Annotated in this window: 17 protein-coding genes; 1 reads left to right on the forward strand and 16 read right to left on the reverse strand. The window is 35.4% G+C overall.

The annotated features are described in order from the left end of the window. Positions 1-20: 20 nt before the first annotated feature. The 15 genes from atpG to EKL99_RS13040 form a co-directional block, all read right to left on the reverse strand. Positions 21-881, reverse strand: coding sequence for an ATP synthase F1 subunit gamma (atpG, locus tag EKL99_RS12970; RefSeq protein ID WP_126577092.1), 861 nt, complete (start codon positions 879-881; stop codon positions 21-23). Between the two features lie 98 nt (positions 882-979). Next, positions 980-2,557 carry a F0F1 ATP synthase subunit alpha gene (gene atpA, locus EKL99_RS12975; RefSeq protein ID WP_126457785.1) on the reverse strand — a complete coding sequence of 526 codons (1,578 nt, stop codon included), beginning with the start codon at positions 2,555-2,557 and terminating at the stop codon, positions 980-982. A gap of 38 nt (positions 2,558-2,595) precedes the next feature. Further along, the gene (atpH, locus tag EKL99_RS12980) at positions 2,596-3,129 is read right to left on the reverse strand and encodes an ATP synthase F1 subunit delta (protein ID WP_126455011.1); all 534 of its coding nucleotides are present in this window, start codon (positions 3,127-3,129) and stop codon (positions 2,596-2,598) included. Positions 3,130-3,134: 5 nt separating this feature from the next. Continuing rightward, positions 3,135-3,635: a F0F1 ATP synthase subunit B gene (locus EKL99_RS12985; protein WP_126455009.1), complete on the reverse strand. Its 501-nt coding sequence runs from the start codon at positions 3,633-3,635 to the stop codon at positions 3,135-3,137. Positions 3,636-3,752: 117 nt separating this feature from the next. Continuing rightward, positions 3,753-3,944 carry an ATP synthase F0 subunit C gene (gene atpE, locus EKL99_RS12990; RefSeq protein WP_073353856.1) on the reverse strand — a complete coding sequence of 64 codons (192 nt, stop codon included), beginning with the start codon at positions 3,942-3,944 and terminating at the stop codon, positions 3,753-3,755. 106 nt (positions 3,945-4,050) lie between these two features. Then, positions 4,051-5,187 carry a F0F1 ATP synthase subunit A gene (gene atpB / locus EKL99_RS12995; RefSeq protein ID WP_126552879.1) on the reverse strand — a complete coding sequence of 379 codons (1,137 nt, stop codon included), beginning with the start codon at positions 5,185-5,187 and terminating at the stop codon, positions 4,051-4,053. A 120-nt stretch (positions 5,188-5,307) separates the two neighbouring features. Next, entirely contained in the window at positions 5,308-5,700 is a 393-nt protein-coding gene (locus EKL99_RS13000; protein ID WP_126561349.1) for a hypothetical protein, read from the reverse strand. 102 nt (positions 5,701-5,802) lie between these two features. Then, positions 5,803-6,030 (reverse strand): AtpZ/AtpI family protein, encoded by a 228-nt coding sequence (locus tag EKL99_RS13005; RefSeq protein WP_126552877.1) that lies wholly within the window; start codon positions 6,028-6,030, stop codon positions 5,803-5,805. Further along, entirely contained in the window at positions 5,996-6,406 is a 411-nt protein-coding gene (locus tag EKL99_RS13010) for a polymer-forming cytoskeletal protein (protein ID WP_126457781.1), read from the reverse strand. Before EKL99_RS13010 ends, EKL99_RS13005 begins: the two co-directional genes overlap by 35 nt. A gap of 2 nt (positions 6,407-6,408) precedes the next feature. Beyond that, the gene (locus EKL99_RS13015; protein ID WP_197037249.1) at positions 6,409-9,033 is read right to left on the reverse strand and encodes a tetratricopeptide repeat protein; all 2,625 of its coding nucleotides are present in this window, start codon (positions 9,031-9,033) and stop codon (positions 6,409-6,411) included. A 324-nt stretch (positions 9,034-9,357) separates the two neighbouring features. After that, positions 9,358-10,053 (reverse strand): ABC transporter ATP-binding protein, encoded by a 696-nt coding sequence (locus EKL99_RS13020; protein ID WP_126577093.1) that lies wholly within the window; start codon positions 10,051-10,053, stop codon positions 9,358-9,360. Positions 10,054-10,103: 50 nt separating this feature from the next. Further along, positions 10,104-11,573 carry a DUF5687 family protein gene (locus EKL99_RS13025; RefSeq protein ID WP_126577094.1) on the reverse strand — a complete coding sequence of 490 codons (1,470 nt, stop codon included), beginning with the start codon at positions 11,571-11,573 and terminating at the stop codon, positions 10,104-10,106. A gap of 47 nt (positions 11,574-11,620) precedes the next feature. Beyond that, complete coding sequence (locus tag EKL99_RS13030) at positions 11,621-12,322, reverse strand: hypothetical protein (protein WP_126577095.1); 702 nt, start codon at positions 12,320-12,322, stop codon at positions 11,621-11,623. Positions 12,323-12,328: 6 nt separating this feature from the next. Beyond that, positions 12,329-13,000: a hypothetical protein gene (locus EKL99_RS13035; protein ID WP_126577096.1), complete on the reverse strand. Its 672-nt coding sequence runs from the start codon at positions 12,998-13,000 to the stop codon at positions 12,329-12,331. 10 nt (positions 13,001-13,010) lie between these two features. Then, entirely contained in the window at positions 13,011-13,352 is a 342-nt protein-coding gene (locus EKL99_RS13040) for a PadR family transcriptional regulator (protein WP_126577097.1), read from the reverse strand. Positions 13,353-13,503: 151 nt separating this feature from the next. Between EKL99_RS13040 and EKL99_RS13045 the strand changes: the two genes are divergently transcribed. Then, positions 13,504-14,556, forward strand: a complete 1,053-nt coding sequence (locus EKL99_RS13045) for a ferredoxin--NADP reductase (RefSeq protein ID WP_126454992.1) — start codon at positions 13,504-13,506, stop codon at positions 14,554-14,556. 85 nt (positions 14,557-14,641) lie between these two features. On the opposite strand, the gene EKL99_RS13050 is transcribed toward EKL99_RS13045, so the two are convergent. Continuing rightward, a complete protein-coding gene (locus tag EKL99_RS13050) occupies positions 14,642-15,649 on the reverse strand; it encodes a glycosyltransferase family 9 protein (protein WP_126577098.1) in 1,008 nt (335 codons plus the stop codon). Positions 15,650-15,665 lie beyond the last annotated feature (16 nt).

The raw sequence follows: 15,665 nt of genomic DNA on the forward strand, positions 1-15,665 counted from the left end.
TATTTTGAATCAATAATCTATTATCCATTCAATGCTTCCGCACCACCAACGATCTCTAAGATCTCATTAGTAATAGAAGCTTGACGTGCTTTATTGTACGTTAATTTCAATTGATTTCTCATTTCCGTTGCATTATCAGTTGCTTTATGCATCGCAGTCATACGCGCTCCGTGCTCTGAGGCAAATGAATCCCGAATTCCTTTATACAATTGTGTTTTTAATGATTTTGGAATTAAAGTCAACACGATTTCTTCTTTTGAAGGTTCAAAAATATAATCACCAGTTGAAACTGTAAGATCAGATTTTATAGGTGCCAATGGCAAAAATTGTTCGGTTTGAACGATTTGTGTTGCGGCATTTTTAAATTGGTTATAAATCAACTCAATTTTATCATATTCTCCTGAAACGAATTTCTCCATTAATGTATCCGCAATTTTAGCTACAGCATCAAAAGTCAAGTCATCAAAAACAACGCTTTGATTATCAACCACTGAATGTGTTTTACTCAAAACATCATTTCCTTTTTTGCCAATAGCAAAAATATCCACTTGCTTCCCTGTATAAAATTCAGCGCGATTTTTAGCTTCTTTGATTGCATTCGTATTAAAAGCACCCGCTAAACCTCTGTTAGATGTTATTACAACTAATAAAACTTTCTTGATCTCTCGTTGTATGGTAAACTCTCCTCCTATCTCACCATCAAGCGTGGCAGAAAGATTTTGCAATAATTCCGTTAATTTTTCGGCATAAGGGCGCATTGCTGTGATTGCATCTTGTGCTTTCTTTAGCTTTGCTGCAGAAACCATTTTCATTGCCGATGTAATTTGCATCGTAGATGAAACGGAAGTAATTCTATTACGGATTTCCTTTAAATTTGCCATTTTATATTAGTCTAATGTCGTAAAGTCATAAAGTCTAAAGTCCTCAAAAGCAGATAAACTGACTTTAAGACTTTCGACTTTACAACTTTTGACTAGTTTTAGTTATATTTTGCTGATAATTCTTTTGCCACAGATTCAATTACATCTGTAATTTCGTCTGTTAATTTTCCTGCTTTTAAAGCGTCAAGAGTTGCTCTGTGTTTGTTGTTCAAGAATTCCAAGAAATCTTTCTCAAATTCTCTTACTTTATTTACAGGAACATTTCTCAATAAGTTTTTAGAACCAGCATAGATAATTGCAACTTGATCTTCAACAGTATATGGATCGTTCAAACCTTGTTTCAAGATTTCAACGTTTCTTCTTCCTTTTTCAATTACGTTTAAAGTAACGGCATCAAGATCAGAACCAAATTTAGCAAACGCTTCTAATTCACGGAATTGTGCTTGATCCAGTTTCAATGTACCTGCTACCTTTTTCATTGATTTAATTTGGGCATTTCCTCCAACACGAGATACCGAAATACCTACGTTAATTGCCGGACGAACCCCAGAGTTAAACAAATCTCCATCAAGGAAAATTTGACCATCTGTAATCGAAATTACGTTTGTTGGGATGTATGCAGAAACGTCACCAGCTTGAGTTTCAATAATTGGCAGCGCAGTCAATGAACCACCACCTTTTACAATTGATTTCAATGAATCTGGTAAATCGTTCATGTCTTTAGCAATTCCATCATCTGCAATTACTTTACAAGCACGTTCTAATAATCTACTGTGAAGGTAGAAAACGTCTCCAGGATATGCTTCGCGTCCCGGTGGTCTTCTCAATAACAGAGAAACCTCACGGTATGCAACCGCTTGTTTAGATAAATCATCATAAACAATTAAAGCCGGACGTCCTGAATCTCTAAAATATTCTCCAATTGCAGCACCTGCGAAAGGAGCATACACTTGCATTGGAGCTGGATCAGAAGCATTTGCAGCAACAATAATGGTATATGCCATTGCGCCTTTTTCTTCTAACATTTTAGCAATTCCTGCTACAGTCGAAGCTTTTTGTCCAATAGCAACATAGATACAAAATACTGGTTTCCCAGCATCGTAAAATTCTTTTTGATTTAAGATAGTATCGATACAAACAGTTGATTTACCTGTTTGACGGTCACCAATAACTAGCTCACGTTGTCCACGACCTACTGGAATCATAGCATCTACTGCTTTTATTCCTGTTTGTAATGGCTCAGTAACGGGTTGACGGAAGATAACTCCAGGAGCTTTTCTTTCCAAAGGCATCTCGTATAAGTCTCCACCGATTGGTCCTTTTCCATCAATAGGAAAACCAAGTGTGTTTACTACACGACCTACCATTTGTTCTCCTACTTTAAGAGAAGCAATACGTTGTGTTCTTTTAGCAGTTGAACCTTCTTTGATTCCTGTAGATGGTCCTAAAAGTACCACACCTACATTATCTTCTTCAAGATTCAAAACAATAGCTTCTAATCCATTGTCAAATTCAACTAACTCTCCATATTGAACATTCGAAAGCCCGTAAACACGAGCAATACCATCTCCAACTTGAAGTACTGTTCCTACTTCTTCTAGTGTAGCACCAGATTCAAAACCTTCTACTTGCTTTCTTAATATTGCTGAAATTTCAGCAGGTTTGATTTCCGCCATCTTAATTTATAATTTAGACACTTAAATGTGCAATAAAACTAATTACTTAACTCTCTTTTTAATACTTGTAATCTGTTGGCTACTGAAGCATTGTATTGCTTGTCGCCTATTCTAAGAATAAATCCTCCAATGATTGAAGCATCTACTATATTTTCTATTGTGATTTTTTTATCCGAAAGTGTTGCAATTTTAGCCAAAACTTTAGCTTCTAATGCTGCATCCATAAGAATCGCTGTAGTAACCTGCGCTACTTCAATACCATTCATAATATCCGATAATTTACTGTACTCTATGGCAATTGCTTCTAGAATTTCGAATCTTTTGTTTTCAAATAATAAATGAAACAACCCTTGAGTTACGCCATTTATACCGGCAAAAACTTCTAACAGTGCTTTCTCTTTTACCTCCACTTTCATGGTCGGGTTTTGAATAAAAGTACTCAATTCTAAATTACCCTTAATTGTCGAAGCAATCAATTTCATGTCGTTATTTACAACTTCGGCAACACCTTTTGAGTTTGCTAAGTCTAGAATTGCTTTTGCATAGCGAATTGCTGCTCTTGTACTTGCCATAATTGTTAGTTTAACTTTACATCACCTAACATTTTCTCAACTAATTTAGTTTGAGCTTCTTTGTTAGATAATTCGTCTTTCAATATTTTTTCTGCGATATTCAATGACAATGTTGAAACTTGTAATTTCAATTCGGCCATGGCTGCATTTTTTTCACTTTCAATTGCTGCTTTCGCTTGCTCGATCATTTTTAATCCTTGAGCCTGTGCTTCATTTTTTGCATCAGCAACCATTTTCTCTTTTATTTCACGAGCGTCTTTAAGCATGTTGTCACGCTCTAATCTTGCTTCTTGTAAAATACGTTGGTTGTCAGCTTGAAGATTTTGCATTTCTTTTCTAGCGTTTTCAGCAGATAGTAAGGCATTTTTAATTCCTTCTTCTCTATCATTAACTGCATCCAGAATTGGTTTCCAAGCGAATTTTTTTAACAAGAATATCAATCCTACAAATATTACTATTTGCCAAATAAACAAACCAAACGAAAAATCATTTATTAACTTATCCATTATATCTAATTATAAATTTTAAAGTATGAATTGCTTTTAATCGCAATTTGTAATGTTTTAATTTTAAAAACAATAGTTACAACCAACCGTTGTAACTATTGTTTTTTTTAGTTTTAATTAAGATGCGAATAACGCAGCAAAACCAATACCTTCAATAAGTGCAGCTGCGATAAGCATAGCTGTTTGGATTTTTCCAGAAGCTTCTGGTTGACGAGCAATAGCGTCCATTGCTGAACCACCAATTCTACCAATACCTAAACCTGCTCCGATAACGATTAAACCTGCTCCTACAATAGTTGGAATTTCCATAATATATAAATTAAAAATTAAACATTTTTATTAATAGTCTAAAGTTGTAAGGTCGAATGTCATAAAGTCAAGGTGACTTTTAAACTTTCAACGTTTGACTTTCGACTTAATGGTGAGCCTCTTCGTGATGATGCTCTTCGTTTCCTGCTCCAAAATAAAGTGCGGATAACATAGTGAAAATATACGCTTGTAAAAAAGCTACTAATATTTCAAGAATCATAAGCACAAATGCCAATCCAAATGACAAACTGCTTCCAATCCAACTTTTAAAAATAAACATTAAACCAATGATACTCATCAAAACTACGTGTCCTGCTAAAATATTAGCGTACAAACGGATCATTAATGAAAATGGTTTGATGATGGTTCCCAATAATTCAATTGGCGCCAAAATAAATTTCATTGGAGTTGGCACCCCTGGCATCCAGAAAATGTGTGCCCAGTAATTTTTATTGGCTGAGAAAGTGGTAATTACATACGTCAAAATAGCCAGCGATGCTGTTATAGCAATATTTCCCGTTATATTGAATCCCAGTGGCGTTAACCCTAAAATGTTTAGAAATAAAATAAAGAAAAATATCGTTAACAAGTAACTCATGTATTTCTTATATTTTTTTTCTCCAATATTTGGTATGGCAATTTCGTCTCTGACATACAAAACAATCGGTTCAAATATGCGTCCGGCTCCTGAAGCAATTCCTCCGTTTTTAGTATATGATTTTGCTAAACCTTTAAACAAGATAAACATTAAAATGGCGACAAACAAAATACCAACCACACTTTTAGTGATGGATAAATCAAGTGGCGTTACATTAGTAGGATGACCATGTTCGCCTTCTGTTAAAGTTCCGTCCGCCTCTGTTTTGTATATTTTTTCGTGGTGCAATACGTAGAAGTTTCCATTGTGCTCTGCTGTTTCTTCACCATAATGAAATTTTGAAGAAGAAAATACTTGCAAACCATTGTCCCAAAGGATAACAGGCAATGAGAAACCATTATGTGATCCTGATTCTTTATCCGCATTAAAGGTAAAAGAATGTGAATCTAAAAGGTGATGATTGATAAATTCCTTAATTTCAGATTTTACATCTGTTGGTTCAGCATGAGCTCCTTCAGCTGCCTCATGAGCAACTTCTGTTTTTACTTTCACAGAATCCTGTTCCGGATTTGCAAAACTAATTAAAGGAAGACACGCTACTAAAGTCGCTACTATGAATCTAAGTGGTTTGTTTGAAATCACCATAACAGTTAATTATCTTAATTTATTACGTTTCTGAAATTTGGTGCAAATGTACATCTTTTATTAATATGCAAAAGAATATAAAAAATTATTTTTGATGGATTTGTTCCTTAAAAAATATATTTATTGCTTTTCGTTTAAGATACGTATTGTTAATATGGTTTCGATTGCTAAAAAGAGAATAAACATTATAAAAAAATTAATTTTCTCTATTGATTTAATTTCAATTGTAACCCGCAATATAGGCTTTAAAATCAAATAACAAACTATCATTTTGATACTGGTGCTCAAAAGAAATGACATGCCTACATTATCAAAACTTCGTTCTTTCACTTTCAGCAAAACCACAAATACCATAATTGACAACGCCAAGAACAGCAGGTATAGGGTTTCTATCGAATAGTAAAAAGTGGAGTCATTTATGTGCAAAACATAAAAAATAACTCTATGAATACCGTAAGCCAATCCCGCAAGCACCAATAAAGGCAGCAGTGGTTTGTATTTTTTTAAATTCATTGTATTTGTTTTTTGCCGCAAAGGCACTCAGGCGCAACGTTATTTTAATTTGTAAAATCGGAACGTGTTACGATTGGTTTTTACGCTTTTTATTTTGAAAAATTACTGCGTTTTATTGATTTCGTTTACCTGACGGATTACATTGTACAATGCCAAAACCACGCCAACCATCACTACAATTTTACTGTAATATACTCTTGGATGGGGATAATTCTCGTCTAACCACTCCCCAAGATAGGAAAACAAAAATATGATAACTCCCATTTGAATTGGAATATTAATGAACTGCAGCCATTTATTCGCTCTTTTCGGGGGTGGTTTGTTGTCCATCGTTTTGCATTACATTTTTAATATTTGTTTTCATGGCACAAGATGCACTAAAATCAGCGCCTGGCTCTACTGCTAATTTCCCTACAATAACTTCTCCATGAATACTGGCCTTTGATTTTACATTCAATACTTCGGTTACCTGAATTTTACCTTCAAATTTTCCTTCGATGTCCGCATTTTTGCATACAATATCTCCAGTGACACTTCCTGCGGGTCCAATCACTATTTTTCCTTCTGACTGAAAATTACCAATTAAATTTCCGTCTAATCTAAAATCAGCCTGCGAAATAATATCGCCTTTTATCGTAGTTCCTTCAACAATCCGATTCGTTTTTCCTAAAAGATCGGTATAGGATTTTGCTTTTTTATCAAACATAATTATTGCTTTTTTGGTACCAAATACGTTTCGAGATTTTTCTTGATTTGGATTACTTTGTAGTTTTCACCTGAAACCACTATTGCGGCATCCGTGATTTTATATTTTATGTTCTCTGCTAAAACCAATGTTATGTCAGTTGCATAAACCCGTGATTTTATACCGTGAATGGTAATGAAATTTTCTTTCTCCGTATAAATATCATAGGAATAATATAGTTTCTGAAGATTTTCACTGGCTATGAACATTTTAATTTTTTCTTCCACTGCTTTTGTATTTTTATCGTCACGAGAACCTACTTGATATAGAATTTTCCAATTATTTGAATCCGTTGTATTCAACTCCATTTTCTCTAAAAACGGGATTTGGTCATTCAAAATAACCTGTGCTCCTTTGCCTTCTTCGCTATTTGGATAATTATCAGCCACCTCTTGTAATGCGTTTTTGTAGGCCGTCACACCTTTTAGTTTTCCAATGGCACTTGCTTTGAGCAATTCGAATTTAGATACAATATCCTCGCCTGAAAATTGAGTAATCAAGCTGTCTGAATGCTCTATAACGGCAATAAATTGCTCTTCTTGGAATGCATTATACCACTTAGCATAGACGCTTTCCGGGGTTTCGGTTTGAGAAATTGCATCTGGATTGGTGTTGTTAATTATTTGTGCATAACGCGAATCCGGAAACTGAATTGTTATCTTCTTTTTCATCGCAGTTGCCATGTTTACATCGGTGATTTGATATAATTTATACAAATTATACATCGCTGGAAGTACCAGTTTTTCCTCTGGATTATTGTTTAATAATTGTTCCAGTTTTGCAATAGCCAAACTATTTTCTTTGAATTTTTCCTTATAAATAATACCCAATTGATAGTAAGCAAAATTACGTTCTTTGGCTATACTGTCTAACTCGATTTGTGCCGTAGGAAGCTGTTTCAGGTAAAAATCTGGTGTATGTTCTTCTATAATTTTATTTGATTCCGTTTTCTTTTCAACGGATTGACTGTTCTCAACCGAAGCAGCAGCCAAAGTTGGGTTAGCATTTCCTGATGAAAGTCTCCAATTCCCATTTAAAGTCCTTTCGCCCCAATTTTTCTTGAAGTCTACTTTTCCAAAAGCAACTGTTGTAGGATTATAAAAATAGAAACTACCCGCTGATTGGGTCGTCGCGCTGGGAATGGTTGGTGGCATCATGGGTGATTTCCGAATGGGTTTTGCGGACTCTTGATCTGAAGCCGAACCTGCCGATCCAATCGAATTATTCCGCTCTATGTTTTCCTGTTTTGCTTTATTTTGCTCCGCTAAAAGTCTTTTGGCCTCCTCTTTTTCTTTTAGTTGAACGATATACTTTTCAAAATAAGTTTGACGATCCGCAGGGTTCATCGCCACCACATTCAGGATGCTGTCATTTCGCTTTGCAAGCGCTTCATACAAAATCACCTCATCGAGATTGCTTCTTATTTTTTGTATTTTATTAAACTCCCTTGATTTTGTATTCAATTTAACCAAGGTACTGTCATAATATTTTGCCGCCACAGGATAATCCGCATTTCTAAAATACAGGTTTCCTAAATTTCTATAATTTGAAGCTACTAAATAGGTGTCTTTTGAACTGGTCTTTAACGAGGCGTTATAAAAATCTAAGGCTTGTTCCTGTCTGTTTTGTTTATCATAAAACACTGCCATTTGATGAAAAATCAGATCTTTATAAGGCCTGTTCTCTCTGTCTTCTATTAATTCATCGTAAGTTTCAACAAAAGAATTAAAATCTCCCTTTTCATAATCAAACAATTCGGCTTTTTTGGCATGCGCCTGAATGACAAATCTTCTTTCGGATTTTCGGTTCATGTCAATCACGGATTGATAGGATGCAACCGCGCTGTCTTTGTATCCTAATCCCTGATACAGTTGTCCCAAAACAAAACGGTATCGTGCTTTTTCCTGATTTATTTTAGTGAATTCAATCGCGTTTTTGATCTTAGCAACAGCGCTGTCTTTTTCTTCTAAATTAAAAAAAGAAGCGGCCAAAAGGGCATTTGCATCTGCAAAAACTTGATTTTTCAGGTCGTGATCTTCTACTAATTTACTGATGTTTTTTATGACCAAAGCATCATTTCCCAGACGCATGTTTGTTTTTTCCCGCCAAATTTTGGCTTCATAAATCTTGCTGCTGTTTGGATATTTGTAGAGAATGTAATTGAAAGCATCGAGTGCCGGAACAAATCGCTGGTCGTAATACCTGGCTTTTCCAAGCATCAGATACGCTTCGTCTATTTGACTGTTTTTTTCTCTGCCACCAATGTTCATCGAATGTTTTTGAATGGCTTTGGTCGCTTTGGCTTCTGCCAATTCAAAATCGGTATTTTTAGGTTTTGTTGTGGAAGTAAAATCTTCTACAATTTGCATTTTTTCTACCGGCAGAAGTTGCCAAAAATCATCATCGCTATTGGCATTTACCGCCAGAACTCCTTTATCCAATCCTACTTGACCGTTATATAAAATATTATACTTGGTACTTAACGCGTGTGAATTTCTTGCCATAAAAGTATCTCTCTTGGTAGAACAGGCTACCAAAAAAGAAAAAAAGAAAAAGAAAAATAACTGCTTGAATCTATTGATTTTCAATGGAAAACGTTTTTTATCAATTAACTAGTAAATACCCGTTTTAGTATATTTAGTGGTAAAAATACATTTCTTTTTGCTATCGTGAAAATTATGGTGTTATATTTCGGTTTTCCTATCGTGCGTAAGGGATGGAAGCGGCATCCCTCGCTTTTTAGCGTGGATACAGCGTACAGCCCGACCCGAAGTTGCGAGGAGGAACGACGAAGCAATCACGGAGGGTTACGCCCAAAAAAAACCGCTAATTCGCAAACTGAACATTTAAATTAATAAATGCAATTAGCAAATTAGCGGTAAAAGTTTAGTCTACGACTGTTGCGTTGAATTTTAAACGGCAAAAAATAGTTCTAATTCCTTTAAGGTTTCCTCCGAAGTTTGAATGTCTTTGACCACTTCGCCTTTGTGCAGCGCAACAATCCTGTTGCTGACCTCAACGGTGTGTAGTAAATCGTGGCTAGAAACCAGAACGGTTACTTCCGGATTATCCGCTAAATCCTTGATGATTTTTTTTAATCGAAATTGGGTCGTGGGATCTAAATTGGCAAACGGCTCATCCAGAATAATGACTTCCGGATTTCCGATTAAGGTGGCAATGATGCCTACTTTCTTCTGGTTTCCTTTGCTTAAATCACGTAAATATTTCTTGTTTTTAAGAATTTCTCCGTTGAAAAATTCTTCATGTGTGGCCAATAAAGCATCTACATCGGCTTTGTTTTGTCCGCGTAAATCACCAATGAAATAGAAATATTCTTCCGGCGTTAAGTAGCCAATCAGGAAGCTTTCATCCAAGAAAGAAGCGGTGAATGGTTTCCAGTTTTCGCTGGTGTTTACCTGAATGTCATTATTGATAATATTTCCTGTTGATGGCTGGATCAAGTCCAATAAAAGACTGAAAAAAGTGGTTTTTCCTGCTCCGTTATTCCCTACTAATCCAAAGCTTTCGCCTTTTTTTATTTCTAAAGTATCTATTTTTAATACGGTTGTTCCGTTGTATGTTTTCGAAAGGTTGTTTACTTGTATCATTTTTTGAAGTTTAATCGGTTGACTCGTTATTTGGTTAATGTAATTGCTAATTATCCTTTTTGTTTGTAAGCCGCAATGGTCGCGTATTTCTCTGATTTATAGATTTTTTCAATTAACGAAAATGCTTTCTCTTTGAATGCAAAACCAATCACCCCTGCCCCTGCTACTATCGCTAAGCCTATATTGGCATTGCCAAATTTAGAACCTAACCAATACAACAAAACGGGCAAAGCCAACTGCGGAATCGAAATCAACATGGTTTTTACATTGAATGCTTTTTTATCGCCAAAAGCACCTTTTCCGGAACTTAAATCGATTGGTGTTTTAGTGTATGCGCCGCCCAGCAATACCAAATGGGAATTGACTCCAATGTTATAAATAGCACCCACAATAATTGTTAAATATACCTGCCATCCAAAATAAAGATAGAAGGACGCAATGGTTGTGGTCACTACTGTAGCAATCACCATCAGCCACCATTTCGAACTTAAATAGCCTTTATACGGAATGTTTTGCGTCATCATTAACGGATAATACGCGCTGTCCCAACTCGGTACAAATTGTCCGAAGGTGATTAAGAATCCACCCGAAACGAATATCCCCGCAAAAATATGCATTATAGGATTATTATACGCTTCAATCCCATTAGTGAAGAAAAGAAAGCCATAAAAAAGGAACATGACGCTCAGTCCCACAGTGGTTTTTGACCGTTTGTTTCTTTTGATTAATTTAATGTCATTTTTCAAAAAGGTTCCTATGGTTCCAAATTGGTTTAACCAAGTCAGCTCTTCCGTTTTAGCAACATCATGTTTGTTTGACAATCCCGCGTCGAGGTATAAATTCTTTTTGAAATACTGAAAAGTAATATAATATAGCACGATTAAAACCAAAACCGGAATAGCGAAAGCCCAGTACGTATTGAAAATAGCATTAAAAAATGGCGCTGTAAACTCCGTAATATTAAAGAGTCCGTAATAGTGTAATCCTCCTAAAATAGCAGCTATTGCCAAGAAAATCGCAAATAAATTATCTTTATTACTCAATAGAATATTCAGAAAATTATTGCTGAACAGCAAAGAAAAGATCGCAGTGTACCAAAGCATTACGGAAACTACATCGTATCCTTCGATAATTAAAACAACACAAAACGGAATCAGGAAAAAACAGTGCACCAAATTGAAGAAGGACAAAACCGTCTTCCCTAGTGAGAAATGAACAATTGTTGATTTTTTTATGGGGAAAATCAACATAGGACGAATGTTCATTACCGGAATTTTTTGCAACAGCAATCGGATGGTTAGATCCATCAACACATAATAAATCAGGAATTGATTTACGGTAACAATTGGGTCCAGATTCATTTTCTTCAGAATATAAAAGGCCCCGACTCCTAATGCCAAGAAAATTAAAATGAAATAAATGGCAACAAAACCCATCAGGATTTTCAAAGCCAAATTAGTGGCGAAGGAAGCCGATCTAAAAAATGCTTTCCATTCGAGATAAAGAAATTTTTGAATCATAGTTTGGTTCTTTTGGTTTTATAGTAGGTAGTCAAAATGAGAAAACGTTACAAATTTTCTAATTTATATTCCGGATAGGTTTGTTTTAAATAGGCCTCAGCTTTGGAAGGGATTATTTTTAATACAATGAAAATCGCCAAAGACATTGAGACTATAAACAAGGTCATGCAAAATAGTGCCAAGTCACTTGGATTTGAAATTCGATCAATTCTAATGATATTAAAAAAATGAATGGGCAAAATCATTAACCACGGAAAAGTTCCATAATTAGATAGTATCTTTTCAAAAAGCCAAATTTTTCCCGTTTCCTGCTTGCGCTTCTTCATTTTTCTGTTTTCAAAAAACAAAAAAGGCAGCATACTACTAATTAAAAAAAGCATCGTTGCGGTAAAAATCTCTTTTGTATAATATTCTTTAAGAAAATAAAACACTGCTAAAATCAAAAACCCAGTTAATATAATTTTAGGTATGGTAAAAAACCCTTTGAAATGACTCCATACAATACGATTGTATTTTTTCCCTAGAGCTGTTTGCCGACTTTCTACCACATCCATAAACCCAAAAACACCAAACTTCCTGAACTCTTTATGTAGAACTTCGTCAAAAGTAAGTTTGGGATTTTGCTGCCATTCAGTTTCAATAGCGTTTGCTAAATGATCGACCAATTCCGTTTGTAGATCGTAATATTCCACATAATGCTGACGGGTAAAAAGGTAAAGTTGGTCTATTTGTTGGTGGGTTAGTTTCATGTGAAATTAATTCAGTTGGTATTGTTTTTTGACATTTTCCTTTGTTTCTTTTTGAAGGTGAATTGCTGTAATTGAAATCAAAATTCCTAATACCCAAATACAACAAAAGAGTAATACCAACCATTGGTATTGGACTAATTCTTGTTTCAGTAGATTACTCATACTCATTCCCAAATTAGGAAAAGAAAATACCAAAAGATTAGGGTTTAAGGTTTCTAAAGTTAAAAAGTGCTTACCATCAATTTCTTTGCTTTTCCACCAGTAATATAACGATGGCAAACCAATGAGTAATAAAGAACAAAATAATACCGCTAAATATTTCTGAGGACTAACAAAATAAGCTGAAAAAGTATAAGCGAGATATACTAAAAGAATACTTCCAAAAATTTTAGGAAACTTCAAATATTCAGTTATCATTTTCCATTGTACTTTTCTGTACAATTTTTGTAAAATACGTTTTCTTTCCTCTTGAATCGCTTTAAAACTAGAATCCCCTACAAACTTATTTGCAGCATTCTGTTTCACTTGATGAAAAGTAAGTTCGGGATCTTTCTCCCAAATTTCCTCTATACTGCTTACCATGTGATCTGTAAATTCTACTTGCAATTCATACCATTTGATGTCAAAGGATTTGACATAGTTGGACACATATTCTATTTGTTCGGTGGTTAGTTTCATCTTCAAAAAATTAAAATTCTAATTTTGGACTTGGGTTCACTAAACTCTGCATATTCCGAATGAAATCTTCGAGTTCTGAGAGTCGGTTTACGGTTTCTTTCTGACCACTCTCCGTGAGTTTGTAGTATTTACGCATGCGGTTATCCACTTTTTCCATCTCTACATCCAGCAAACCTTCGGCTTCCAGTTTGTGCAAGGCCGGATACAAAGCACCTTCGGTAATGTTGAGTTCGCCTTGGGTAATTAACTTTACTTTCTGAGTGATTTCATATCCGTACATCTTGCCGTTTTCTTCGAGCAATTTCATGATAATCGTATTCAGACTTCCTTTGTATAATTGTGAGTTTTTCATTTTTTTGTCATTGAGCGTTTTGGAATCATCTCGATTGTACCTAACAAATATACATAAGAAACTTATACATAACTTAGTGATGTATGTTAAATTTCAAATATTTTGAATTCAAAAAACCTATTCTGTTTACTATATTTGCAAAAAAAACAACATGTCGTCATTCTATAAATTAAACATTAAAGAAGTTAAACGAGAAACCACAGACTCGGTTTCGGTCTTATTTAACGTCCCATTAGAATTTAAAGCTTTTTACACCTATCTGGCTGGTCAATACACAACCTTAAAATTGAAACTTGACGGTGAAGAGATCCGCCGTGCGTATTCCATTTGTTCTTCTCCGGAAAGCGGCGAATTGCGAATTGCGGTAAAAGCCGTAAAAGGTGGTGCATTTTCTCAATTGGCTAATACAAAACTAAAAGCAGGAGATACCCTGGAAGTAGGAACTCCAGAAGGAAAATTTACCTTTGTTGCTGATGCGGATCGCGCCAGAAATTATGCGGCTTTTGTAGCCGGAAGCGGAATTACTCCCGTTTTATCCATCATTCAAAGTGTTCTCAGCAGCGAACCTAAAAGCAGTTTTATCTTGGTTTACGGAAATAAAACTCCAGAAGAAACCATGTTTCACCAACTATTACATGATTTACAACAAAAATATGTAGCTCGTTTCTTTGTTCACTATGTATACAGTCAGTCCAAAATTGAAGGTGAATTATTCGGCAGAATTGAAAAATCAACCGTCAACTTCATTTTGAAAAATAAACATAAAGAATTAGAATTCGAAAAATTCTATTTGTGTGGTCCGGAAACAATGATCAATACGGTTTCGGATGTTTTAAAAGAAAATAATGTCAAGGAATCGGCTATAAAATTTGAACTTTTCACTCCGTCTGCCGAAGAAAATCAAATAAAAAAATCATTGGGTGGACATACCAAAATCACGATTATGGTGGATGATGAGGAAACGACTTTTGAAATGTCACAAAAACAAACCGTTCTTGATGCCGCTTTAAAACAAGGCCTTGATGCTCCGTACTCCTGCCAAGGCGGAATTTGCAGCAGCTGTCTGGCTCGCATTACCTCCGGAACTGCCGAAATGACGAAAAATTCTATCCTTACCGATAAAGAAATCGCAGATGGACTTATTCTTACCTGTCAAGCGCATCCTACCTCTGAAACTATCTATGTAGATTATGATGATGTTTAGGAAAACTGTTCCCTTTACGGTAGCTTTGTTTAAAACATCTTGAGAGGCATAATTGAGATGTAATTTTTCTAAATACCTTAATGGTTCAAAAAAACATTTTTATTTTTAAAACTATTGTCCCCGGCAAAATCGTACGCATCGCATCTTCATAACCAGCTACTTTTTTATTCCCGTAAACCGAAGTCGGTAATTTTGGAAACATATTTCGATCGGAAACCAAAGAATTTTCCAATGGCTGATTAAACGGTGAAAATCCTGCATACGGATGCGTCGCGCCCCACAGTGTAATCACTTTTACGCCTAGCATTGCTGCAATATGTGCATTCCCAGAATCCATGGAAAGCATTACATCAAGATTGCTAATGAGTTGTAATTCCTGTCGCAATTTGAGTTGCCCCGCAACAACAATCATGTTTTCTTTATTAGCAGCAAGCGAATCTAAGATTTCGATTTCCTTTTTTCCACCGCCAAAAAGCAAAATGGTATTGGTTGTGTCCAGAGCTAATTTGTCAATTACTTCCTGCATTAAATCCAACGGATACACTTTAGAATCGTATTGTGCAAAAGGAGCAATTCCAATCCATTTTTGATTTTTTTCTCCAATTATCGCAAGAATTTCTGGACTCAAAATTGCTTTTTGAGGAAATTCAGGTTGTGATAAATTAATTGTAAAACCGAGTTGTTCAAATACTTTAACGTGTCTTTCGAACATCGTAGGGAGTTGCTGGAACACTTTGTTTTCTGGCTGGGTCAGCGCTTTTTTCTCGGCTCTTCCTTTATCCGCAGAAGCTACTTTTTTTCCGCTTAAAGCAAAAAGGTTTCGGATGATTTTAGAGCGCAAGACATTGTGTAAATCGGCAAAAGCATCAATGTTTAAACCTTTTAAATCTCGGAACAAACGCAACAATCCTGCAACCCCTTTGTGTCGTACTTTTTCATCGAAAGCAAAAAAAGAAAGATTCGGAATTCCTTCAAAAAAAGGTTCGAAAAACGGTCTGGAAATCACTGTGATTTTAACATTCGGATGCTGGTTTACAAAAGCGCGTAAAACAGGAACCGTCATGGCGACATCTCCCATTGCGGAAAGCCTCATGACGGATATATGTTGG

The organism is Flavobacterium sp. ZB4P23 (assembly GCF_003970375.1).
Taxonomy (GTDB): Bacteria; Bacteroidota; Bacteroidia; order Flavobacteriales; family Flavobacteriaceae; genus Flavobacterium.